The sequence below is a fragment of the Haloarcula regularis genome, assembly GCF_029338315.1.
In the GTDB taxonomy this organism is placed as follows: domain Archaea; phylum Halobacteriota; class Halobacteria; order Halobacteriales; family Haloarculaceae; genus Haloarcula; species Haloarcula regularis.
The window spans coordinates 3,270,929-3,292,141 of record NZ_CP119794.1 but is presented as its reverse complement, the minus strand read 5'-3'; the positions used below and the strand labels follow the sequence as shown (position 1 = coordinate 3,292,141).

Annotated in this window: 20 protein-coding genes and 2 pseudogenes; 11 read left to right on the top strand and 11 right to left on the bottom strand. The window is 69.1% G+C overall.

Annotated features, from left to right (window positions below):
* Positions 1 to 6: 6 nt before the first annotated feature.
* The 3 genes and pseudogenes from trpA to trpC form a co-directional block, all read right to left on the bottom strand.
* Positions 7 to 838: pseudogene (trpA, locus tag P1N55_RS17745) on the bottom strand (tryptophan synthase subunit alpha).
* Positions 838 to 2,148, bottom strand: a complete 1,311-nt coding sequence (gene trpB, locus P1N55_RS17740; RefSeq protein WP_276276803.1) for a tryptophan synthase subunit beta — start codon at positions 2,146 to 2,148, stop codon at positions 838 to 840. The pseudogene trpA and the gene trpB overlap by 1 nt, the downstream one beginning before the upstream one ends.
* Positions 2,145 to 2,936, bottom strand: coding sequence for an indole-3-glycerol phosphate synthase (trpC, locus tag P1N55_RS17735; RefSeq protein ID WP_276276802.1), 792 nt, complete (start codon positions 2,934 to 2,936; stop codon positions 2,145 to 2,147). Before trpC ends, trpB begins: the two co-directional genes overlap by 4 nt.
* Positions 2,937 to 3,081: 145 nt before the next feature.
* On the opposite strand from trpC, the gene P1N55_RS17730 reads away from it, so the two are divergent.
* Complete coding sequence (locus P1N55_RS17730) at positions 3,082 to 3,552, top strand: MGMT family protein (RefSeq protein WP_276276801.1); 471 nt, start codon at positions 3,082 to 3,084, stop codon at positions 3,550 to 3,552.
* Here the strand turns inward: P1N55_RS17730 and P1N55_RS17725 are convergent.
* Together P1N55_RS17725 and lonB are read right to left on the bottom strand one after the other, a co-directional pair.
* Entirely contained in the window at positions 3,549 to 4,385 is an 837-nt protein-coding gene (locus tag P1N55_RS17725; RefSeq protein WP_276276800.1) for a CPBP family intramembrane glutamic endopeptidase, read from the bottom strand. The two genes, P1N55_RS17730 and P1N55_RS17725, sit on opposite strands and share 4 nt — an antisense overlap.
* 3 nt (positions 4,386 to 4,388) lie before the next feature.
* Positions 4,389 to 6,494 (bottom strand): ATP-dependent protease LonB, encoded by a 2,106-nt coding sequence (lonB, locus tag P1N55_RS17720; RefSeq protein ID WP_276276799.1) that lies wholly within the window; start codon positions 6,492 to 6,494, stop codon positions 4,389 to 4,391.
* A 171-nt stretch (positions 6,495 to 6,665) separates the two neighbouring features.
* Here lonB and P1N55_RS17715 point away from each other — a divergent pair, with 171 nt between their 5' ends.
* On the top strand, positions 6,666 to 7,241 hold the full coding sequence (locus tag P1N55_RS17715; RefSeq protein WP_276276798.1) for a nicotinamide-nucleotide adenylyltransferase: 576 nt from the start codon (positions 6,666 to 6,668) through the stop codon (positions 7,239 to 7,241).
* Positions 7,238 to 7,993, top strand: coding sequence for an SAM hydrolase/SAM-dependent halogenase family protein (locus P1N55_RS17710; protein WP_276276797.1), 756 nt, complete (start codon positions 7,238 to 7,240; stop codon positions 7,991 to 7,993). The genes P1N55_RS17715 and P1N55_RS17710 overlap by 4 nt, the downstream gene beginning before the upstream one ends.
* A 322-nt stretch (positions 7,994 to 8,315) precedes the next feature.
* Here the strand turns inward: P1N55_RS17710 and P1N55_RS17705 are convergent, their stop codons facing one another.
* Together P1N55_RS17705 and P1N55_RS17700 are read right to left on the bottom strand one after the other, a co-directional pair.
* The gene (locus tag P1N55_RS17705) at positions 8,316 to 8,837 is read right to left on the bottom strand and encodes an APC family permease (protein ID WP_276276796.1); all 522 of its coding nucleotides are present in this window, start codon (positions 8,835 to 8,837) and stop codon (positions 8,316 to 8,318) included.
* Positions 8,838 to 8,887: 50 nt separating this feature from the next.
* A complete protein-coding gene (locus P1N55_RS17700; protein WP_276276795.1) occupies positions 8,888 to 9,682 on the bottom strand; it encodes an APC family permease in 795 nt (264 codons plus the stop codon).
* Positions 9,683 to 10,010: 328 nt separating this feature from the next.
* Between P1N55_RS17700 and P1N55_RS17695 the strand changes: the two genes are divergently transcribed.
* Positions 10,011 to 11,366, top strand: a complete 1,356-nt coding sequence (locus P1N55_RS17695) for an MFS transporter (RefSeq protein ID WP_276276794.1) — start codon at positions 10,011 to 10,013, stop codon at positions 11,364 to 11,366.
* A gap of 56 nt (positions 11,367 to 11,422) precedes the next feature.
* Positions 11,423 to 12,783, top strand: a pseudogene (gene truD, locus P1N55_RS17690) (tRNA pseudouridine(13) synthase TruD).
* Positions 12,784 to 12,793: 10 nt separating this feature from the next.
* On the opposite strand, the gene P1N55_RS17685 reads toward truD, so the two are convergent.
* Positions 12,794 to 13,708, bottom strand: a complete 915-nt coding sequence (locus P1N55_RS17685) for a DMT family transporter (protein ID WP_276276793.1) — start codon at positions 13,706 to 13,708, stop codon at positions 12,794 to 12,796.
* Between the two features lie 124 nt (positions 13,709 to 13,832).
* Here P1N55_RS17685 and P1N55_RS17680 point away from each other — a divergent pair, with 124 nt between their 5' ends.
* Positions 13,833 to 14,558 carry a DUF2103 domain-containing protein gene (locus P1N55_RS17680; RefSeq protein ID WP_276276792.1) on the top strand — a complete coding sequence of 242 codons (726 nt, stop codon included), beginning with the start codon at positions 13,833 to 13,835 and terminating at the stop codon, positions 14,556 to 14,558.
* 13 nt (positions 14,559 to 14,571) lie between these two features.
* Here P1N55_RS17680 and P1N55_RS17675 read toward each other — a convergent pair whose 3' ends face one another.
* Together P1N55_RS17675 and P1N55_RS17670 are read right to left on the bottom strand one after the other, a co-directional pair.
* Positions 14,572 to 15,144, bottom strand: coding sequence for a hypothetical protein (locus tag P1N55_RS17675; RefSeq protein WP_276276791.1), 573 nt, complete (start codon positions 15,142 to 15,144; stop codon positions 14,572 to 14,574).
* A 164-nt stretch (positions 15,145 to 15,308) separates the two neighbouring features.
* The gene (locus tag P1N55_RS17670; protein ID WP_276276790.1) at positions 15,309 to 15,848 is read right to left on the bottom strand and encodes a cupin domain-containing protein; all 540 of its coding nucleotides are present in this window, start codon (positions 15,846 to 15,848) and stop codon (positions 15,309 to 15,311) included.
* 133 nt (positions 15,849 to 15,981) lie between these two features.
* Between P1N55_RS17670 and P1N55_RS17665 the strand changes: the two genes are divergently transcribed.
* A complete protein-coding gene (locus tag P1N55_RS17665; RefSeq protein ID WP_276276789.1) occupies positions 15,982 to 16,668 on the top strand; it encodes a cupin domain-containing protein in 687 nt (228 codons plus the stop codon).
* Positions 16,669 to 16,930: 262 nt separating this feature from the next.
* Here P1N55_RS17665 and P1N55_RS17660 read toward each other — a convergent pair whose 3' ends face one another.
* Positions 16,931 to 17,155, bottom strand: a complete 225-nt coding sequence (locus tag P1N55_RS17660) for a hypothetical protein (RefSeq protein ID WP_276276788.1) — start codon at positions 17,153 to 17,155, stop codon at positions 16,931 to 16,933.
* A 118-nt stretch (positions 17,156 to 17,273) separates the two neighbouring features.
* Here P1N55_RS17660 and P1N55_RS17655 point away from each other — a divergent pair, with 118 nt between their 5' ends.
* The 4 genes from P1N55_RS17655 to P1N55_RS17640 are packed head-to-tail and all read left to right on the top strand — an operon-like array spanning position 17,274 to position 21,178.
* Positions 17,274 to 17,582 carry a 50S ribosomal protein L37ae gene (locus tag P1N55_RS17655; protein ID WP_276278761.1) on the top strand — a complete coding sequence of 103 codons (309 nt, stop codon included), beginning with the start codon at positions 17,274 to 17,276 and terminating at the stop codon, positions 17,580 to 17,582.
* Between the two features lie 26 nt (positions 17,583 to 17,608).
* The gene (locus P1N55_RS17650) at positions 17,609 to 17,743 is read left to right on the top strand and encodes a DNA-directed RNA polymerase subunit P (RefSeq protein ID WP_162316872.1); all 135 of its coding nucleotides are present in this window, start codon (positions 17,609 to 17,611) and stop codon (positions 17,741 to 17,743) included.
* Position 17,744: 1 nt separating this feature from the next.
* A complete protein-coding gene (locus P1N55_RS17645) occupies positions 17,745 to 18,014 on the top strand; it encodes a KEOPS complex subunit Pcc1 (protein ID WP_276276787.1) in 270 nt (89 codons plus the stop codon).
* Positions 18,015 to 18,058: 44 nt separating this feature from the next.
* Positions 18,059 to 21,178, top strand: a complete 3,120-nt coding sequence (locus P1N55_RS17640; protein ID WP_276276786.1) for a PAS domain S-box protein — start codon at positions 18,059 to 18,061, stop codon at positions 21,176 to 21,178.
* Positions 21,179 to 21,213: the final 35 nt, after the last annotated feature.

Genomic DNA, 21,213 nt, shown 5'->3' with positions numbered 1-21,213 from the left:
GAGCGATTATGTGCGTTCCGGTTGCGGACGTTCCTGTGCCCCCCGGAGGGCCCCCCTCCTTGAGCTCGCGGGCCTTGGCTTCGAGTTCGTCGGCCACGTCGTCGACCGACGCGCCGGACTCGTGGCCCTCGGCAACGATGTCGACGAGCGCGGACCCGACGATGATCCCGTCCGCGCCGGCCGCGACGATGCGCTCGGCGTGCTCGCCGGTCTTGATACCGAAGCCGACGGCCTTGGGGACGTCCCAGTCGGCCAGGCGGGCCAGCGACTCCTCGGTGGCGTCGTCGACGTCGTCGCGAGCGCCGGTGACACCCAGGCGCGCCTGGACGTAGACGTACCCCGAGACCTGGTCCAGCATCTTCTCTAAGCGCTCACCTTTCGTCGTCGGGGCGACGATGAAGACCAGATCGAGGCCGAACTCGTCGCACGCCTCGCGGAGCGGCCCGGCCTCCTCGGCAGGGAGGTCGGGGACGACGAAGCCCTCGATGCCGACCTCGGCGGCCTTCTCGACGAAGGGACGTGGGCCCTCGTCCTCGCCATATTGATAAATCAGGTTGTAGTAGGTCATGCAGACGATCGGAACCTCGACGTCGAGGTCGGAGACGAACTCGAAGAAGCGCGTCGGGGTCATCCCGGCCTCCAGCGAGCGGACGATTGCGTTCTGGATGGTCTTGCCCTCGGCGATGGGTTCCGAGAACGGCAGGCCGAGTTCGATGACGTCCGCGCCGCCGCGGGCGAGGGCTTCGACGTACGCCAGCGACGCCTCGTAGTTCGGGTCGCCGGCCGCCAGATAGGGGACGAACGCCGGTTCGTCGGCGAAGGCGTCTTCGAGGCTCATCACAGCATCCCCCCACCGACGCGCTCGAAGACAGACATGTCCGGCGCGATGGAGAGGTCGCGTTTGCTCGTCTCCTCGATGACCGTCTCAAGGTCCTTGTCGCCCCGGCCCGAGACGTTGACGACGACGGTGTCGCCGACCGCGTCGTGGTGTTCGTCTCGCGGCTCCGCCGCTCGACCGTCCGTGGCGGGCCCCGCTACCCGCTCGAGGTAGCCGAAGGCGTGGGCCGTCTCCAGCGCGGGGATGACGCCCTCGTCCTGCGAGAGGCGGTGGAACGCCTCCAGCGCGGCGTCGTCGTCGACGTTCACCGGCGTCACGCGGCCCTCGTCGACAAGATACGCGAGTTCCGGGCCCACCCCGGCGTAGTCCAGCCCCGCGGAGACGGAGTGAGACTCCATGATCTGGCCGTCGCGGTCCTGTAGGAGTTTCGTCCGCGCACCGTGCAAGACGCCCTCGCCGCCGGTCGACAGCGAGGCGGAGTTCGGCGCGACGCCGTTCTCCTCGTCGACCTCCAGCGAGGACCCGCCGGCCTCGACGGCGTAGAGGTCCACCTCGGGGTCGTCGACGAACTCCGCGAAGGCGCCCATCGTGTTCGACCCCCCGCCGGCACAGGCCAGCACCGCGTCGGGCAGGCCGCCGGTCTTCTCGATACATTGCGCGCGGGCCTCCTCGGAGATGACCGACTGGAAGTCCCGGACCATCTTCGGGAACGGGTGCGGGCCGACGACGCTCCCGATGACGTAGTGAGTCGTCTCGACGGTGGTCGCCCAGTCGCGCATCGTCTCGGAGATGGCCTCCTTGAGCGTCCCGCGGCCGACGGTCACGGGGTTGACTTCCGCGCCGTTGATGCGCATCCGGAAGACGTTGGGGCGCTGGCGCGCGATGTCGGTCTCGCCCATGTAGATCTCGCAGGGCATGTCCAGGTGGGCGGCGGCCATCGCCGTCGCGGTGCCGTGCTGGCCCGCGCCGGTCTCGGCGATGATGCGCTCTTTGCCCATGTACTTCGCCAGCAGGACCTGTCCGAGCGCGTTGTTGAGTTTGTGCGCGCCGCCGTGGAGCAGGTCCTCGCGTTTCAGGTAGACGTCCGTGTCGTACCGTTCCGAGAGTTGCTCCGCGTACTGGAGCGGGGTCGGCCGACCGCCGAAGTCGGCCAGTCGCTCCCGGAACTCGTCCATGAAGCCGTCCTCGTTTTCCAGTACGTAGCGCCGGTAGGCGTCGGTCAACTCCTCGATGGCCGGCATCAGCGCCTCCGGGACGTACTGTCCGCCGTACTCGCCGAACTTGGGGTCGTGTGCGTCGTCCGTGCTCATGTCTGTGTCTCCGTGAGTCGTCGGGTGTTCTCGGTCACGTCCGAATCACCGCCGTGGTCCATGATGGCCGACCCGACGAGCAGCGCGTCCGCGCCGGCACGGCGCATCCGCGTGACGTCGTCGGGCGTGTGTATGCCGCTTTCCGCAATGAGGGTGACGCTCCCGGGGACCGACGCCGAGACGCGCTCGAACGTCGAGAGGTCGACCTCGAGCTTCGAGAGGTCGCGGTTGTTGACGCCCACGAACTCGGCGCCGGCGTCGACCGCTTTCTCCACCTCGGCCTCGGTGTGCGTCTCGACGAGCACCTGGAACCCGCGATCGTGGGCGGCTGCGAGCAGGTCCGCGAGGTCGTCGGTCCCGTCTTCCTCGAGGAACCGGACGATGAGCAGTATCACGTCCGATTCGACGACGTCGAGTTGGTCCTCGTAGAGGACGAAGTCCTTGCGCAGGACCGGCACGTCGACGGCCTCGCGGACCCGCCGGAGCGTCTCGGCCGAGCCACCGAAGTGGTCGGGTTCGGTCAGCACAGACAGCGCGGCCGCCCCGCCGGCGACCATCCGTTCGGCGAGTGCGACCGGGTCGTCGGTCCGCTCGCCGTCGGCGGTCGGACTCGTCGGTTTCACCTCCGCGATGAGTGGCACGCGGCCGTCGGCCTCGGCGCTGGCGACGGCGTCGGGCAGCGACCGCACGTCGTCGACCGAGACGCGCTCGCCACCGCCGCCGCGCTCGCGGGCCGCCGCCAGTATCGAGGCGACCTCAGGTGCCATCTCTCCCTCACTAGCGTCCATTACCGTACACTAACGTACAGAGATGTACATAAGACTTGCGTAGTCGAGCCGGACCAGCATCGGTGGCGCCCGCCGTCACGCCGACCGCGGAGTGACCCCGTCACGGGGGCGAATCTTGAAGGGCCGACCCGCCGAGGATAGGGACATGACCGCACCGACGGGGGACGCCGGTATCTACGCCCGCGAGTCGGACTACCTGGAGCGGTACGTCCAGCTGGGCGAGGCGGGGGACCGCATCATCTCCGTCTCGTTCCCCACGCAACCGGACGCAGACGCCGGCGCGGACCACCCGCTGCTGGACCGCATCGACGACTACCTCACCGGGAACAGGGACGACTTCACGGACGTGACCGTCGGCCTGACGGTCCCGACCGACCAGCGCAAAGTGCTGGAGGCGGTCCGGCAGATACCCTACGGCGAGAATGCCTCCGTGGAGCAGGTGGCCTCGATGACGCCGGACCTCTCGGCCGAGGAGATGGACGACCTGAACCTCGTCCGCGAGGCGCTGGACGCCAACCCGGTGCCGCTGTTGATTCCCGACCACCGGGTGCGAGACGGCCCGAGCGGCGCGCCGCCGGCCGTCGAGCAGAAGCTCCGGATCGTCGAGGGGCTCTAGAGCGAGAGTCGGTCGACGCCCAGCCCCTCGTGGACGACCAGTTCCAGCGTGTTCACCAGGTAGTGGGCGACGACCACGGCCAGCAGGCTGTCGGTCAGGACGAACAGGCCCGCCAGGCCCAGCCCCAGCGCGCCCGTGACTAAAACACCGGCACGGCCCTGCGCGCCGTGTCCCAGGGCGAACGCTACCGACGAGACGACGGCCATCGCCCACGCCGGCGCGCCGAGGCCGGCGACTGGGACGCCGATGGCCGCGCCGCGAAAGAGCAGTTCCTCGACGACGGCGATGGTCGGCAAGACGAGCCCCAGGAGGACGACCCACCCGGCCGGAGAGTCGGGAGCGAGGAGTTCGCGCAGCGACTCGTCGACGGCGGCACCGAAGCCGTCGGCCAGCGACGCCGCCACCTCGTTGCCGACCCAGAAGCCGACGCCGGCAGCGACGCCGACGGCGAGTGCGGGGAAGCCCGTCGAGAGCGGCGCATCGATGATACCGAAGGCCGTCGCCGGGATATCGAAGAAGACGGCGCCGCCGACCACGAGCGCCCCGAACAGGCCCTGGGTGAGCGCGACGTTCGCGAACAGCGCGCCGGCCGAGAGGTCGGGCCCCGAGAACCGCCCCTCGAACTGCCGGCGCTGGGCGGCGGCCTCCGCCGTCTCGAAGCGGGGATAGGTCGGGTCGGGGCCGTCGGCGACCCGACCCGGGTGGAGCGTGTCGGAGGCGGCAGTGAGGCCGCCACCGTCGGTCTCGAGCGCGTCCTGTGAGAGCCGTGCGAGCGCGAGTAGCGCGGTTAGAAGGAGGCCCGTGAGGCCGACGAAGGCGGCCCACTCGGGCACGGGTTACTGCGGGCTGGGACTGCCGCCCTGGCGGCCGACCTCGTGTTCGAGCGCCTTGCCAGTGATGGACTTGAGGCGGTCGACCAGCGAGTCTTTCTCGGGTTCGCCGGAGAGCGCCACTTCGAGCACCTCGGAAATGTGCGAGACCGGGATGATCTCGATCATGTCCTCGTACTCGTCCTCGATCATCACGTCTTGGGTGTTGGCCTCGGGGATGATGACCGTATCGAGGCCCGCCTTCGCGGCGGCCTCTATCTTGTGGGTGACGCCGCCGACCGGGAGGACGTCGCCCCGCACGGAGAGCGAACCGGTCATGGCGATGTTCTGCTCGACCGGGACGTTCTCCAGCGCGGAGATGACCGCGGTGGCGACAGTGATGGAAGCGGAGTCGCCGTCGACGCCGCCCTCGCCGGCCTGGACGAACTGGATGTGGACGTCCTTCTCGGAGATGTCCTCGTCGCTGAACTTCTTGATGATGGCCGAGACGTTCTGGACGGCCTCCTCGGCCATCTCCTGGAGCTGGCCGGTCGCGATGACCTGGCCGGGCCCCTGCGAGGGGGTGACCTCGGCCATGACGGGGAGAACGATGCCGCTGTCCTCGCCCATGACCGCGAGGCCGTTGACCCGGCCGACGACCTCGCCGGAGTTGACGGTGAGCTCGTAGTCCTTGCGGCGCTCGATGTAGTTGTCCGCGAGCTGTTGCTCGATGGACCGGGAGCGGCGCTTGGCCTGGAGGACGTCGGCGCGACTGGTGCGCTCTTTGTCCTCGGCGCGGGCGATGTCACCGGCGACGCGGACCAGCCCACCCAGGTCGCGGAACTTCAAGGTGAGGTGGCCCTTCCGGCCGGCGCGGCGGCGGGCCTCGAGGATGACTTCCTCGACGGCGTCCTCGGTGAAGTGCGGGAGCCGCCCGTCGTTCTCGACCTCCTGGGCGACGAAGCGGGCGTACTTCCGGCGCATCTCGGCGTCGTCCTCGATGGTGTCGTCCATGTACACCTCGTACCCGTAGCCCTTGATACGGCTGCGGAGCGCGGGGTGCATGTTCTCCATCGCGTCTAAGTTCCCGGCCGCGATCATGATGAAGTCACACGGGACGGGCTCGGTCTGGACCATCGCGCCCGAGGAGCGCTCGGACTGGCCCGTGATGGAGAACTCGCCCTCCTGGATGGCCGTCATCAGCTTCTGCTGGCTGCGGATGTCGAGCGTGTTGATCTCGTCGATAAACAGCACGCCCTTGTTGGCCTGGTGGATGGCGCCGGGTTCCACGCGGTCGTGGCTCGGCGTCTCCATCCCGCCGGACTGGAACGGGTCGTGGCGGACGTCGCCCAGCAGCGCGCCGGCGTGGGCGCCGGTGGCGTCCTCGAACGGCGCGGTCTTCTGGCTGGCGTTGTTGACCAGCAGGTTCGGAATCATCGCGTCGCTGCCACGCGAGCCGTAGCGGAAGGCCAGATAGATGACACCGGCCGCGAGGATGCCCAGCAGGATCTGCTGGACGATGATCAGCGAGTAGCCGATGACGATGGCGATGATGATCCACATCAGGAAGGTCCGCATCTGGTTGCGCTTGCGGGCCTCCTCCTTGTGGGCCTCGACGATCTGTTCGCCCTTGCCGCCCGGCACGGTCCGGACCTTCGGTTCGTTGCCGTCGTCGGGGTTGTGATAGACCAGCACGTCCTGCAGTTCCTCGCGGGGGAGCAGTTGACTCATCGCCTTCGCGAGCATCGACTTGCCCGTCCCGGGCGAGCCGATCATCATCACGTGGCGGCGCTGCTTGGCCGCCTTCTTGATGACGTCTCGGGCGTGGTCCTGCCCGATGACCTGGTCGACGAGTCGCTCGGGGACCTGGATGTCGGCGGTGCTCTCGATGTCGAGCCCGCCCAGGAGGTGCTCCTCCTCGTCACGGAGGTTCGACTCGCCGTCGACCGTCACGTCGCTGCCCAGCGTTGTCTCGGACGAAGCCCCGTCACCCGTCGGTTCGTCGGGGGCCGGTTCGTCAGCCGGGGTGTCGGACGACACGTCCTCGATGCCGTCGCCTGCCGTCCCATCCTCGGCGTCACCGGCCTCCCGTTCAGGGTCGGGAGCCGCGTCTGTGTCGGTATTGTCGCTCATACAAACGTTTCTAACGTATCAGTGGAAGGACTGTCGACTGATATACTTTCTCCCCACGTCCGCCGTTGCCACACCGCCAGAACCGCGAGACTGCAGTCGAATAACTGGGTCCTACTGACGCTGTGGGCGCTCGTCGTCGGGTTTATCAAACCGCCCGTCACACAGACGGGTATGCGCGGGTTCTATATCGGCCGCTTCCAGCCCTACCACGACGGCCACCACGCGATGGTCGAACGCATCGCGGACGAGGTGGACGAGCTGGTGCTGGGTATCGGGAGCGCGGACGATTCCCACACGACACACGACCCCTTCACCGCCGGCGAGCGGATCATGATGATCACGAAGGCCGTCGCCGAGTTCGACCTCACGACGTACGTCGTCCCGCTCGAGGACATCAACCGCAACGCGGTGTGGGTGAGCCACGTCGAGAGCATGTGTCCCGACTTCGACGTCGCGTACTCGAACAACCCGCTGGTCGTGCGACTCTTCGAGGAGTCCGGCATCGAGGTGCGCCAGTCGCCGATGTTCGACCGGGAGCGACTCGAGGGCTCCGAGATCCGCGAGCGGATAATCAGGGACGAATCCTGGCGCGATCGGGTCCCGGCGGCCGTCGTCGACGTCATCGAGGAGTGCCACGGCGTCAAGCGCCTCCAGTACGTCTCCGACACGGACTCGCTGGACCGGTACACGTCCGAGGACGAGCGCGACGACGAGACCCGTCGGTCCGTCGGCGACCCAGAGGGATGATTACGCTCAGCTCCGACTTCGGGACGCCGTACCCGGCGGCGATGAAGGGGGTCATCGCCAGCGAGTGCGACGCCCGCCTGGTCGACGTCTCCCACGAGTTCCCCCGCCAGGACGTCCGGGCGGCGGCGTTCTGGCTGACACAGACGCTGCCGTACTTCCCGCCGGCGGTCCACTGCGTCGTCGTCGACCCCGGCGTGGGCACCGACCGGGACGCACTCGTGGTCCGGGCCGGCGAGCACGCGCTCGTGGGGCCCGACAACGGGGTCCTCCTGCCGGCCGCCCGCGAGCTCGACGACGACCCCGAGGTGTTCACCTGGGCCTACGAGGACGTCGCGAGCACGACGTTCCACGGGCGCGACGTGTTCGCGCCCGCCGCCGCGACGGTCCACGAGGCCGGCGTCGACTCCCTGGAGAGTCTCGACCGGGCGACGCGGACCGAGGGCGTCGTCGACCTGCAGTTCCCGGCCGCCGACCGGAACGTCGACGGCGCGGTCGGCGAGGTGCTCGTCGTCGACGGCTTCGGGAACGTCATCACCAACGTTCCCGGTGACGTCCTCGCCGACCGGTTCGGTGAATCGGTGATGGTAAACGGCGAAGACGTCCCCGTCCGTCGGGCCTACGCCGCCGTCGATCCGGGCGAGCGACTGGTGACCGTCGGGAGCCACGGCAGCGTCGAACTCGCGGTGAACCGGGGCCGCGGGGACGACGCCTTCGGCCTCGAGGCCGGCGGTGCGGTCCGGGTGACCCGGTGACCGGCCCGGCGGAAACCGACAACGTTATACAGTTTTAGGCCAGCCTAATTTATTGGATGCTGGACGAGCAGTCACGAGCGTTCCCGGACGGTCCGTCGGCCCCCGGCGAGCGAACTGCGGCGACGTCCGGTCGGCTCCAGCGGTGGCACGACGAATCCGACAGCGGAGGTGCATAGCGCGTCGAAGGACCGTTCGCGGCCGTTCCGGCCACCGGCGGTTTCACCAGGCGACGGTCGACGGTTGGCACCAGGTCGCCGCCCCACGGCGGCCACGCCGTCGCCACACACGAGTCCCAGCTCGTGTCTGTCCCTTTTCGCGGTTCTCAGTCGTCGAGCGGATGCTCTCCGTCCTGGAGTCGGTGCTCGATCGTCGCGACCTCCGACTCGATGACGTCGCGCTCGAAGTACAGCAGCTCGACGGCGACGACGGCGACGCCGATGCCGACAACCGCCGTGAGCGTCTGGGGCTCCGCTCGATAGAGGTGATAGAGCAGCAGGGGGAAGAACGCGCTCGTCCCGACGACGCCGAGTGCCGGGGGCACGGGGTGGACGGCGTCCCGGCCGCGCTCGCGGAACGCGAGGTAACTCGCCCCGCCGAAGACGACGATGAACGCGAGCGAGGCGAACGAGGTTATCGCCCCCAGACTCCCGGAGGCGGCGAAGGCGGCCGTCACCACGCCGAGGATGACGAGCATCCGCTTCGGCGCGCCGCTCTCGCTACTGGCGCCGACCCTGTCGGGCAGGAGGTCGTTCTGGACGAGTCCACGGGCGAAGTAGCCTGCCGAGAACAGCGTCGCGTTGATCGCGCTGCCCGTCGAGACGAGCGCCGAGAGTGTCAACCCCACGTATCCGACCGCCGAGAGACCGACCGGGGCGAGGATGTTCCCGGCCGCCTTCACCAGCGCCGTGTGGGGTGTTTCGTTACCGCCTGGGGCGCCAGCGTGACCGTCGCGACGGCCACGAGTACGTAGACGACGACCGCGGCGGGGATGGCGATGGCGACCGCCCGCCCGATGGTATCCGACGGGTCCTCGAAACTCTCCTGGTCGTAGAACAGGAGCTGCCAGCCCTGGAAGGCGACGAACGAGACCGCCGCGGCGATGACCGGACCGAACGTGGGCAGCTGGTCGGCCCCCAGCGAGATCGTCGTCGACCCGGACGACGTCGCGTAGACGATGCCGCCGAGGCCGAACGCGACCAGCACCATCACCTTCGCCGCGACGAGGACGTTCTCGACGACGCCGGTCGCGCGGGCCCCGACGAGGTTCAGGCCGACGAATCCCGCGACGGCGGCCACGGAGACGAGCGGGCGCAGCGGGACGGCAGCCACCGAGTCCGGCACGGCGTCCAGGGCGACGGTGAACTCGCCGAAGGCGAACGCGTACATCGCCATCGACCCGACGTAGCCGACCAGCAGCGTCCACCCGGTCATCCCGGCGAGCGTCGAGTTGCCGACGAACCGCTGGACGAACGACACCGAACCGCCCTGGTGGGCGTCGTCAACGCCGTTGAGCACCGTGTAGGAGTAGGCGCCACAGGCCGCGACGAGGCCCGCGACGACGAACGCGAACCACGTCGCTGGCCCGGTGATACCGGCGACAACGCCGAGCACTGCGTAGATGCCGCCACCGATCATCCCGCCCAGTGCCATCGAGACAGCTTCCGCGAGGCCGAGCTCGGACCCGCTCATACCGGCCGGGCACGTGGCCGACGACGCCAAAGAAAGTGGCGTCGAGCTCGCGTCGACGGGGCCGCGAAAAAAGGCCGCTCGCCGGTATCCACCAGCCCAGAGCTCGCCGTGCGAGGGGGGACGCCGTGGACCGGTTCGACTGGCGGAGAGAACGTGCGACGTCGCCAGCCCGGCCCCTGAGATATCAGGGCCACGCGGGCTGTCGTGTGCTGCTGGGTAGTTCCACGACGTGCCGGTGTCGTGGGGTACGTACCGGTTCGTACGGCACTATAGCCCTCGGGAGCCGGCGGTTCAGGGAATTAAGTGGAGTTGTTCCGAACCGACTGCCATGGCCGCCGACTCCGGGACCGGCAGAGACGACAGCGTCGACCTGCTCGACGCCTTCCGCCAGTTCTTCGCGCTCGAGCGGGACGTCCTCGTCCTCTCGCTGTCGATGCTGGCGTTCAGCCTGGCCTTCCAGATGACGAGTCGGTACATCCCGGAGTACCTGCGCCTGCTGGGGGCCAGCGCCGGGGTCATCGGCCTCTACGGGAGCGTCGGCAACCTCATCAGTGCACTGTACCCCTACCCCGGCGGCGCCGTCTCCGACCGCATCGGTTCCCGGTTCGCGCTGAGCGCGTTCGCGACGCTCGCCACCCTGGGGTTCGGGCTCTGGTACCTGGCGTCCGTCGTCGGCGGCGTCGCGCTGGGCCCGGTCACCGTGCCCGCGTGGGGACTGGTCTTCGTCGGGCTCTTTCTCGCCCAGGCCTGGAAGTCGTTTGGCCTGGGAGCGACCTTCGCCATCGTGAAACAGAGCGTGCCGCCGGACCGCCTGGCGATGGGCTTTGCCAGCACAGAGGTGTTCCGCCGCGTCGGGTTCCTCGTCGGCCCGCTGCTGGCGGCGGCCCTGCTCGCCGCGAGCGCGACGTTCGTCGTCGGGTTCCAGTGGGTCCTGCTGGTCGCTATCGGCTTCGGCGTCGTCGCGACGGTGGCCCAGCACCGCCTGTACGACGCGAGCGAGGACACCATCGGCAAGTCCTTCGAGGGCGTCGGGCAGATACTGGCCGACCTCCGGCGGATGCCCCGGACGCTCCGCCCGCTGCTGGTCGCCGACACACTCGTGCGGTTCGCCAACGGCATGGTCTACGTCTTCTTCGTCATCGTCGTCACGGACTTTCTGGCCGTGGGGTTCACCGGGTTCGGGTTCGACCTCCGGCCCGACGCCTTCTTCGGCGTCCTGCTGGGCGTCGAGATGGTCGTCGCCATCCTCTCGATGGCCCCCGTCGCCAGGCTGGCGGAGTACACCGGCCTCAAGCCGGCGGTGGCGCTTGGTTTCTCGGTCTACGCGCTCTTCCCCGTGGTGCTCATCCTCACGCCGCCGAACCAGTGGTTGCTGGTCGCCGTCTTCGCGTACTCCGGCCTGCGCTTTGCCGGCCTGCCGGCCCACAAGGCGCTCATCGTCGGGCCGGCCGAGCAGGACGCCGGCGGCCGCGTCACCGGGACCTACTACCTCGTCCGGAACACCGTCGTCATCCCGAGCGCCGCCCTCGGCGGGTGGCTCTACGGCAGCGACTGGGCGGTCTCGCTGGCGGGACTGACGCTCCGTGCCGGCCCGGAACTGACCTTCGGCGTCGCGTCGGCCGTCGGGACCGCCGGCGTCGCCTACTTCCTCGCGTTCGGCCGGGAGTTCGAGGCCTACGAGTGAGCCGTCGAGGCCCGAACGCCAACCCTAAGCCCGGCGGGCGAACAGACAGAGCAACGATGCGTCCCGCCCACCCACTCGAGCGCGCGGTCGGCATGGAGTACTACGTCAGCGACGCCGACGGCGTGGGCGGCCGCCTGCGAGTCTCGCCCGCGGACTTCCGGGTGACGGAGCTGGAGGCCTTCGAGACCCAGCCCGTCGACGCCGACACCGGCGCCTACCCGCACCTGGTCTTCCGGGCCGAGCTCGAGAACTGGGACACCAACGACTTCGCGAGCGCGCTGTCGGACCGCCTGGGCATCTCCAGAGAGCGGGTCTCCTGGGCGGGCACGAAGGACAAGCGCGCGGTCACCACGCAGCTGTTCTCGGTGAAGGGCGTCGACGCCGGCGACCTGCCGGCCCTCGACGGGGCGACGGTCGACGTGGTCGGGCGCGCGGGCCGCCCCATCCTGTTCGGCGACCTGGCGGGAAACGCCTTCGAGATCGTCGTCAGAGACGCCGACGAGCCGGCGAACGCCGCTTCGGTGATCGCGGACCTGCGCGCGCTCGGGGGCGGCGACGAGACGGTCGAAGGGGCGACACTGCCAGACGCGGCCCTGACGGTCGGCGTCCCGAACTACTTCGGCCAGCAGCGGTTCGGGTCGCGCCGGCCGGTCACCCACGAGGTCGGCCTGGCCATCGTCCGCGGGGCCTGGGAGGACGCGGTGCTCGCCTACGTCGGTAACACGAGCGCGAACCCGAGGCCACCCGGGAGGCCCGCGCGTACGTCGACGAGACCCACGACTGGACGGGCGCGCTGGACCGCCTGCCAAGGGCGCTGGGTTACGAGCGGTCGATGTGTCACACGCTGGTCGAGAACGGCGGCGAGACGCCCGCGGACTTTCGCGCGGCCCTCGAGACGCTCCCGACGAACCTCCAGACGCTGTTCGTCAACGCCGCCCAGTCCTACGTCTACAACCGCATCCTCTCGGCGCGCTTAGAGCGGGGCCTCCCGTTCGACCGGCCCGTCGCGGGCGACGTGGTGTGTTTTACAGATAGTGACGCCCCGGCCGACCTCGCGCTGCCGGACCCGGACCGGACGCAGCGAGTCACCGAGAGCCGCCTGCGGACCGTCGAGCGCCACTGCGAGCGCGGCCGGGCGTTCGTCACCGCGCCGCTCGTGGGCACCGAGACGGAACTCGCCGACGGCGACCCGGGCGACATCGAGCGAGCGGTCCTCGAGGACGTCGGCGTCGACCCGGCGGACTTCGACCTGCCCGGGGCATTCGACAGCACCGGGACGCGACGGGCGGTGCTCGTCAGGACCGACCTGGGCGTCGAGCGCGAGGGGTCCGACCTTCGGTTCTCCTTTTCGCTCCCGAAGGGCAGCTACGCGACGGTGCTCCTGCGGGAGTTCCGAAAGGGCGACCCCGACGAGTAGTCGCCCCGCCTCAGCGGAACAGCGCCCGGTACCGGGCGAGTTCCGCGTACAGGTCGCCCCGCTGGAGCAGGGCGAACCCGGCGACGATGACGGCAAAGCCCACCAGCGTCAGCGCCTGAATCCGCTCGTCGAGGAACGCCCACCCGAGCAGCAGCGAGACGACCGGCGTCAGGTACGTCACCAGGTTCGCCCGGACCGCGCCGACGGCCCCCATCAGGACGAGGTACCAGACGAGGCCCAGCGCGCCAGCGAAGACACTCAGGTACCCCAGCGTCGCGACGGCCAGCGGCGTGACCCGGATGCTCGCGACGGATTCGCCGACAGCGGCCGCGACGCCCACCTGGATGGTCGCCCCGACGACCATCGCCCACCCGGTCAGCGCGGGCACCGGCATCGCGGTGCGACTCCGCCTGACAAGGACGGTACCGAGGGCGACGACGGCCACGCCGAGGAACACCAGGAGTTTGCCGACGACGGTGGGGTCCAGCAGCGCCCCGGGGTCGGGTCTGACGATTATCGCAACGCCGAGGAAGCCAAGCAGTATCGCGAGGTAGTCGCGGCCGACGAGGCGCTCCTCGGGGAGCAGCGCCCAGGCGAACAGGCCCGTGACGATGGGCGAGAGGCTGAAGATGACGGCGGCCACGCCACTCGTGATGAACTGCTGGCCGACGAACCCGAATCCGACGCCACCGACGAGGAAGGCCCCGCCGGCCAGCACGGCCGCCCAGTCCCGGCGCTCGCGGGGCACTCGGTACTCGATGCGGAGGCCGGCGTACCCCAGCAGGAGCGCGGCCGAGAGATAGTTGCGGAACCCGACGAACAGGAGCGGCGGGAAGAAGTCGAGCCCGGCCTTGACCGCCGGGAAGGCCGTCCCGAAGACGAGCGTCACTGCCACGAACAACAGGAGCGTCCGGGCACGGGACATCCGTGGTGACGGTGTCGGGCGGCGCCGGCAAAAGCCCACCGGGCGGTCGGGACCGGGGGAACGCGGTGCCGGCCCCAGCTCCGAACCGCCTCGCTTATCCGGACGAGCGACCCAACCTCCCTGCATGGACTGTCGGCAGTGTGCGACGCCACTCGACCGCCCGGGCGACTACTGCCTGGTCTGTCACACTGCCAACACCGAGGTGGTCGTCCTCGAACTCGAGCGCGAGCGTGCGACCGTCACCTGTATCGCCGACGGCGAGGTCGTCGGCCAGCGGACGGTGACGACCACGCCGGAAGCCGAGGACGGCGAGAAGGGCGTCGTCGAACTGCGGAACTTCGCCGGCCTGGTCGCCGACGAGGTGCGCCGCAAGCGGCCCGAGGAGGTGTACGTCACCGGCGACCGGGCGGTCATCGGCGCGGTGCGGGGCCAACTGCACCACGAGTTCTTCCGCGTCGAGGGCGAGGACCCGGTCGGGCGGGTCATCGACCGCCAGGGCGACCCCGCGCTGGAGGTGGTCGACGCCGCGCCCGCGGACAAACTGGGCGGGAGCCACTCGACGCTCATCGGCGGCCGCGCCGGCCAGCGGGTCATCCAGACCGTCGCCGGCCACCCCCACGTGAAGAAGGTCATCCCCGGGCCCATCGACGCCGGCGGGGCCAGTTCCCCGACCGGCGTCCGGGCGAAGGCGACCCGCGCGGACGGAAACGGAAACGTCCGGGTGCTCATCCGCGACGGGTCGAGCGTCCAGGAGAACCGCGTGGTGACGACGGCCGGCGACCGAGAACTGGGCGAACACGTCCGCGCGGACCTGAACGAGGCGCTCCACGAGGCGGGCTTACAGGACTGACAGCGAGGGAGTCTCACCGCACTCGCCGCGCGTCGAGCGCCAGCGGGACGACGTGGAGGACGCCCAGCACGAGGAACGCGACCGGCTCGAGCGCCGGAAACGAGACCGCTCCGACCGCGAGCACCGCGAGCGCCACGACGCCCGAGAGAAGGTAGCCGCGGCCGCGCTCGGGGTGGCCGGCCCCCTCGAGCAGGCCGCCGGTCCAGCAGTAGCCGACGGCCGCGGCGGCCGCCCAGGCGCCCCAGAACGCGACGACCGGCGGGACGAGTCCGGCCAGCCCCCCGACGGTGAGCAGCATCGCCGTCCCGTTGACGCTCCCCCAGACGAGCATCGGGTCGGAAAATCGGGTGTCCGCGGGACCGTGCAGGACGGTCACGCCGGCGAACCCGGCGACGAGAACGGCCCAGAGCCCCGTCGCGACGACGGCCGACGCGGCCGTGTCGACCCACGCCAGCAGCTGGGTGCCGCCCCACCCGAGCGCGCCGGCCGTCGCGCCGGCAAGCAGGAACCCCGACTCGGAGAGCCGGTCGCTGGTCGCCGGCGCGCGGCGGTCGAGGCGCTCGCGGAGGGTGTCGGTGACGGGCATCACCGCCGACTGGGAGCGCCATCACCTTCAGTGGTCGTGGACGTTCGAACCGCAGTGGGTAGCGTCGCAGTGCTCGGCGCTGTCGAGCCCGAGAGTGTGTGACCCGTGGCGTACTGGATACTGTCGGTAACCTGCTGGCAGCGTCGCCTGAGTGCCACACGTACTCATTCGGGAAGTCGATACCCGAGCACGCGGCCCACGCGGGCCAGCAACTTGAACGACCAGTGCGGGGGGCTGACGACGCGCTGTTCGGCTTCGTGTTCGACGACCAGCATGGCGAGCAAGATTGCCGACCCGAGGCTATCCGGTGGCATCGGGACCCCGCGTTCGGTCTTCAGCGCGTGGAACCCCCGGAAGAACTCCTCGAACCGCATCGCGGGTCGATGGACGTTGATCACCTCGGCGGGACCCGGGTTCCTGAACGCGTGTTCCGTGTCTGGCGGCACGACGACGCTCTCGCCGGCCGAGAGCGTCGTCCACTCCCCACCGACCTGTACCTCCAGTTCGCCGGTCACGACCTCGTAGCTCTCCTCGGCGGACGGGTGGCGGTGTGGCGGTAACTCCCCCCGTTCGTCCAGTTCCATGCGCGTCTTGAACCGGTCACCGTCGGTCTCCTCGGCCGTTTCGAGGATCACCCACCTGCCCGGAAAGCCCTCGTGGTCGAGTACGCGATGCGGACCCGTGTGTTCGTCAGTGTTCGACATATGTTACCGTACGACAATTTTCGTCAAATCGGTTTTGGTGGTCCACGGACCCGATAGCGGAGTGCGGGTGATGCGAACGTGAGACGCCCGCGCAGTCCCGAATCTTAATCTTTTGTGCGTGGTAGTGTCTAGCATGAAATCCACGAGAGTGGGGCGAACGCTCGACAGGAACGGCGAGCCGATTCCCGGAAGCGGGTTCGAGGTCGACCCCGACAGCGTCCTCGCGGAGACACTCCGGGAGCGGACCGGTCCCCTCGTGTCGAACCCGGTGTCGCAGGAATGGGTCGCCGAACTCGAACGCCCGGAGGACACGGGCGGTACGTATCATAGCGCGCTCTATCTGAGCGCTGGAGAAGGACCTCCAGAGCACTACCACGTGGGGTACGACGAGACCTTCGAGGGCATCGCCGGCGAACTGACGGTCGTCATCGACGGCAGACCGCATCGCGTCTCACCGGGGGACTCACGCACGGTGCCGGCCGGGCGAGTGCACAAACCTCGCTACGACGGCGACAGCTTCGCGGCGGCCATCGGCACGGTCGAACCGCCCGGAAAGACGCTCCCACTGATCAAGACGCTGTTCGGCCTCGCTCACGATGGGTTAGTGAGCGACGCCGGGCAGCCGAAGTTCCTCCAGGGCATGGTGTGGACTGACGAGCTGGCAGACGACACGGTCTTCACGTCGCCGCCACCGGCCGTGGCCCACCCGCTGGCGACCGTCCTCGCACCTATCGGTCGTCGAGTTGGCTATCGAGTGACGTATCCGAAGTACGAGGATCCGGCCTTCTGGGAACTACACGTGGAACAACCGCCCTTCTGAAGGACTCGGCTCCAGAGCAGAGACCGCTCGAGAATCGCCATCGGTGGGTTCCACGGGGGAACCCCGGCTCGATGGATGCTGCAGGAATCCCTTCTGGCCAACTCACCACCGAAAGAGTATCGACGACGAAGGGGACCGAGAGAGCCGACGCAACGGTTGGAGAGCTAGAACGCCCGTGCTATCGCGGACCCCGACGACGTCGCCGATAGACGCGCCGCGCTGGCAGTTCGCTGCCGAACTCGCGTGACGGACGACCACCCTCTCAGGTCAGTTCCGCTGCGAGCAGGAGCACCGAGGGGGCCACGAGCAGGACCAGGCCCAGGAGGATGAGGACGGCGGGCAGGATCAGGAGCCCCATCTCGGTGAACAGCCACAGGCCCAGGCCGGCCAGGACGGCCACGAGACCGACCAGGCGCAACAGCCAGGTGACGATGCCTTCGAATCCCGAGTCCGCGACGACGTCGACGACGTCGAGTACCTCGTCCATGGCACCGGGCGTCTACTGGGTCCGGCCGGAAAGGCGCTGTGGCCACGGCGCCACGGGACCCGCTCACACACCCGCGCGGGCCGGACAGCGCGTGCTGAGGCCGTATCTCGAAGGGCTTATGTGGCCGCTGTGCCGACTGGAGAACACTATGGCCAAAAAGAAGGGACGAACCGGGAGCGCCGGCCGCTTCGGTGCCCGCTACGGTCGCGTCGCGCGACGCCGCGTCGCCGAGATCGAGGGAGAGATGCACGACGACCACGCCTGCCCGAGCTGTGGCGACAAGGACGTCTCGCGGCAGGGCACCGGCATCTGGCAGTGCAGCTCCTGTGACTACACGTTCACGGGCGGCAGCTACCGGCCCGAAACTCCCGGCGGGAAGACGGTCCGCCGCTCCATTCGCGCCGCGCTCGCCGAGGACGAAGAATAACGGAGCTCCGGAACGAAGATCTCCTCATGAGTTACAAATGTTCACGCTGTAAGCGCGACGTGACGCTCGACGAGTACGGCGGCGTCCGCTGCCCCTACTGCGGGCACCGGGTGTTGCTGAAAGAGCGGTCGCCGGACGTCAAGGAAATCGACGTCAACTGACGTGTCCGCACCCGGCGCGGCCCACCGGACTGTTCTCACCGTCGAGTACGACGACACGGAGCGGGCACGCAGCGTCGAGCGCAGCGTCCGCCCCGAAGTCGGGGCCATCGAAGGCGACCGGACGACGGCCACGCTCGACCGCGAGGGGGCCGTCCTCACGGTGACCGTCGAGGCGAGCGATCTGGTCGCGCTCAGAGCGGGCGTCAACACCTGGCTGACGCTGGTCTCGGTCGCCGAAGCGGCCGGTATGACGGAGACGCAAAAGTATTAGGTCCAGATTGCGTGGTATGAGCACACACACCAATGCGTGAGACGATGCCTGGGCGGCGATCGGACGACGGGCCACTGGTCGATCCCGACGACGGCGCCTCGGCGGCGACCATCGACGTGCTGTACGTCGACGCGGACGCGACACTCCGGGAGGCGACCCGGCAGGCGATAACGGACCGCCGTGATTCGATATCGATGGCCAGCGTCGCCAGCGTCGAGGCCGCCCTCGATGTCGCCACCGGCGATATCGACTGCGTGGTACTCGACCCGGAGGGGCTCGACGGGCCCGTCGAGCGGTTGCTCGCACGCCTTGACTGTCCGGTCATCGTCTACACGGACCGGGACCCCGCGGCGTTCGACGATGCGGTGCTTTCGGCCGCGACGACCATCGTCGAGAAGGACAGCGAGGGGGGCTACGGTGAGTTCCTGGCGGAGAAGATCGTCGGCGTGACCAGTCCCCACACGGACCGGCGGGAATACGCACTGGAGGCGACAGTAGACGACATCGAGCGCCGCGCCCACGAGGACGAGACGGTGGTGCTCGTCGAGGACGACGGCACTGTCGTCTGGTCGAGCGCCCCGCTGGCCTCGCGGCTCCCGGATGCGAGCCCACCCGTGACGAACGTCGACGACTGGGCCGAGCGAGTTCTCACGGAGACACGGGAGGGACGTGCGGCGCTCGAGCGACTCCGGGACGGCCCTGACGGCCCGGTGACCGTCCGCGTCCCGGACCACGGGCACCTCCTCTGGGACGAGTCGGCCCTGCCGGCGGCCGCCGGGTCGCTCAGACTCGTCCAGCTCCGGGACGTCACCGAACAGGTCCGGCGGGAGACCCGCGAGCGACTGCTGGACCTGCTCGTCGAGTTCGCCCAGGACGGACTGTACACACTCGATGCGAACGGGAACATCGACTTCTGCAACGAGGCGATGGCGTCGATGCTGGGGTACGACCAGGCGGCGCTGGTCGGGAAACACGCCTCGGAGGTGCTCGCCGAGGGCCAGCTCGCCGAGGCCCAGGAGATGGTGCAGCGCCTCGTCGCCGACCCGGACTGCGAGGAAGCCACCGTCGACCTCACGTTCGTCCGGGCAGACGGGACCGAACGGGAGATTTCGGTCCACTACACGCTGATAGACGGAGCCGAGAACGGCTACCTCGGCCTGATGGGGGTCGCACGCGACGTGACCGAGCGCCTCGAGCGTCAGCGCGAGCTCGAGCGGTACAAGGAGCTGTTCGATAACCTCGTCGGGAACTTCCCAAGCGGCGGCGTGTTCCTGTTCGACGAGAAACTGCGGTACCTCGAGGCCGGGGGCCAGGACCTGGAGCGGTTGGGGCTGGAGCCGGCGGACTTCATCGGCAAGACGCCGGGCGAGATATTCCCGCCCGACAACGCCGCGCTGCTCGAGGACGCGTACCGCGACGCGCTGGCGGGCGAACAGCGGACCTTCGAGGATAGTTTCGCCGACCAGGACTACTCGGTGAAGGTGCTCCCGATACGGGACGCGGCGGGTGACATCATCGCGGGGATGGCCGTCGCCCAGAACGTCACCGAACTGCGCGAGCGCGAACGCCGACTCAACGAGACGACCGAGCGCCTCGAACTGGCGCTGGAGGGCGCGGACCTCGGGGTATGGGACTGGAACGTCGAGACTGGCGACGTCCAGTTCGACGAACGGTGGACGGGGATGCTGGGATTCGACCAGTCGGAACTCGATAGCCGAGTCGAGACCTGGGAGGAGCTGGTCCACCCGGACGACCTGGACCGGGCCTGGAACGAGATTCAGCGTCACTTCGACGGCGAGACGGACATCTACGAGTTCGACCACCGGTTGCGGACGAAGTCGGGCGAGTATCGCTGGATTCGGGACCTCGGGCGAGTCTTCGAACGCGACGCGGACGGCGCGCCACAGCGGATGGTCGGTATCCATCAAGACATCACCGAACACAAGCAGCGCCAGCGGGAACTCGAGGCCCAGCGTGACGAGCTGGAGACGCTCACCCAGATTCAGGTCCTCATCCAGGACGTCATCCGGGCGCTGGGCGCCGCCGTGACCGTCGAGGAGATAGAGGAACTGGTCTGTGAACGCCTGGTCGAATCCGAGTACTACGAACTGGCCTGGATAGGCGAGCGGGCCGTCGACAAGAACCACCTCGTCTGGAAGACCGGCGCGGGCGGTGGCGAGGAGTACCACGACATCGTGGCGGAGCGCTCACGGGAGACCGACCGTGCGGACGACCCCGGGCTGACGGCGGTCGAGACCGGCGAGGTACAGGTCATCCACGACGTCACTGCCGACGAGCGGATGACCCCCTGGCGCGAGGAGGCGCTGGCTCGTGACTTCCGGTCCGCAGCGATCGTCCCTCTCGTCCACGAAGGGGTCGTCCACGCCGCCTTGCTCGTCTACGCCAATCGACCCGAGGCGTTCAGCGACCGGGCCATCGAGGCGTTCACCGTCCTCGGCGAGATGGTCGGGTTCGCGTTCACGGCCGTCCAGAACAGGCAGTTGCTGCTGGAAGACCGGGTGGTCGAACTCGAGTTCGAGTCCGAGGACGAGGACATCTGGCTCGTGGCCGTCGCCCGCCGGCACGGCTGTCACCTGGCGGCGACGGGGTGTATCGACATCGGTGACGAGTACCTCCAGTACGTGACCGTCGAGGGCGCCGACCCCGAGGCGGTCCTCGAGACCTGTCTGGAGACCGACCCCGTCACCGGCGGGCGAGTGGTCCGGAGCGACGGCGACGGCGGCCGCCTCGAGCTGACGGTGACCCGGGCCTACCAGGCGGCACTGCTCGACGTGGGCGCGCGACCCATCGACATCGTCGCCAACGGGGACCGACTCACCATCACCGCGGAGGCCCCGGTGGACGCCGACCCGCGAACGATACACCGCACGCTGTCGGCCGATATCGACGACCTGCGCCTCGCCTCGAAGCAGGAGCGACCGCGCGACAGAGACGCCGGCGGCGACGGCGGGACCGTCCTGGACCAGCTGACCGACCGGCAGGTCGAGGTGCTGCGTGCCGCGTACCTCGCGGGCTACTACGCCTGGCCCCGCGATACGACCGCGGAGGAACTGGCTGACGCGCTTGACATCGCCTCGCCGACGCTCCACCAGCACCTCCGCCGGGCGAAGCTGAACCTCCTGGAGTCGCTGCTGGATACCTGAGGCGCCGCCGGGACCGACACCCCCTTGAGCCGGCA

Coding starts and splice junctions, on each gene's coding strand:
- P1N55_RS17715 (WP_276276798.1), top strand. CDS start 6,666: ATGCGCGGGTTCTATATCGGCCGCTTCCAGCCCTACCACGACGGCCAC.
- P1N55_RS17675 (WP_276276791.1), bottom strand. CDS start 15,144: ATGCCCGTCACCGACACCCTCCGCGAGCGCCTCGACCGCCGCGCGCCG.
- trpB (WP_276276803.1), bottom strand. CDS start 2,148: ATGAGCACGGACGACGCACACGACCCCAAGTTCGGCGAGTACGGCGGA.
- trpC (WP_276276802.1), bottom strand. CDS start 2,936: ATGGACGCTAGTGAGGGAGAGATGGCACCTGAGGTCGCCTCGATACTG.
- P1N55_RS17695 (WP_276276794.1), top strand. CDS start 10,011: ATGGCCGCCGACTCCGGGACCGGCAGAGACGACAGCGTCGACCTGCTC.
- P1N55_RS17710 (WP_276276797.1), top strand. CDS start 7,238: ATGATTACGCTCAGCTCCGACTTCGGGACGCCGTACCCGGCGGCGATG.
- P1N55_RS17680 (WP_276276792.1), top strand. CDS start 13,833: ATGGACTGTCGGCAGTGTGCGACGCCACTCGACCGCCCGGGCGACTAC.
- P1N55_RS17670 (WP_276276790.1), bottom strand. CDS start 15,848: ATGTCGAACACTGACGAACACACGGGTCCGCATCGCGTACTCGACCAC.
- P1N55_RS17730 (WP_276276801.1), top strand. CDS start 3,082: ATGACCGCACCGACGGGGGACGCCGGTATCTACGCCCGCGAGTCGGAC.
- P1N55_RS17650 (WP_162316872.1), top strand. CDS start 17,609: ATGAGTTACAAATGTTCACGCTGTAAGCGCGACGTGACGCTCGACGAG.
- P1N55_RS17665 (WP_276276789.1), top strand. CDS start 15,982: ATGAAATCCACGAGAGTGGGGCGAACGCTCGACAGGAACGGCGAGCCG.
- P1N55_RS17685 (WP_276276793.1), bottom strand. CDS start 13,708: ATGTCCCGTGCCCGGACGCTCCTGTTGTTCGTGGCAGTGACGCTCGTC.
- P1N55_RS17655 (WP_276278761.1), top strand. CDS start 17,274: ATGTGGCCGCTGTGCCGACTGGAGAACACTATGGCCAAAAAGAAGGGA.
- P1N55_RS17700 (WP_276276795.1), bottom strand. CDS start 9,682: ATGAGCGGGTCCGAGCTCGGCCTCGCGGAAGCTGTCTCGATGGCACTG.
- P1N55_RS17640 (WP_276276786.1), top strand. CDS start 18,059: ATGCCTGGGCGGCGATCGGACGACGGGCCACTGGTCGATCCCGACGAC.
- P1N55_RS17660 (WP_276276788.1), bottom strand. CDS start 17,155: ATGGACGAGGTACTCGACGTCGTCGACGTCGTCGCGGACTCGGGATTC.
- lonB (WP_276276799.1), bottom strand. CDS start 6,494: ATGAGCGACAATACCGACACAGACGCGGCTCCCGACCCTGAACGGGAG.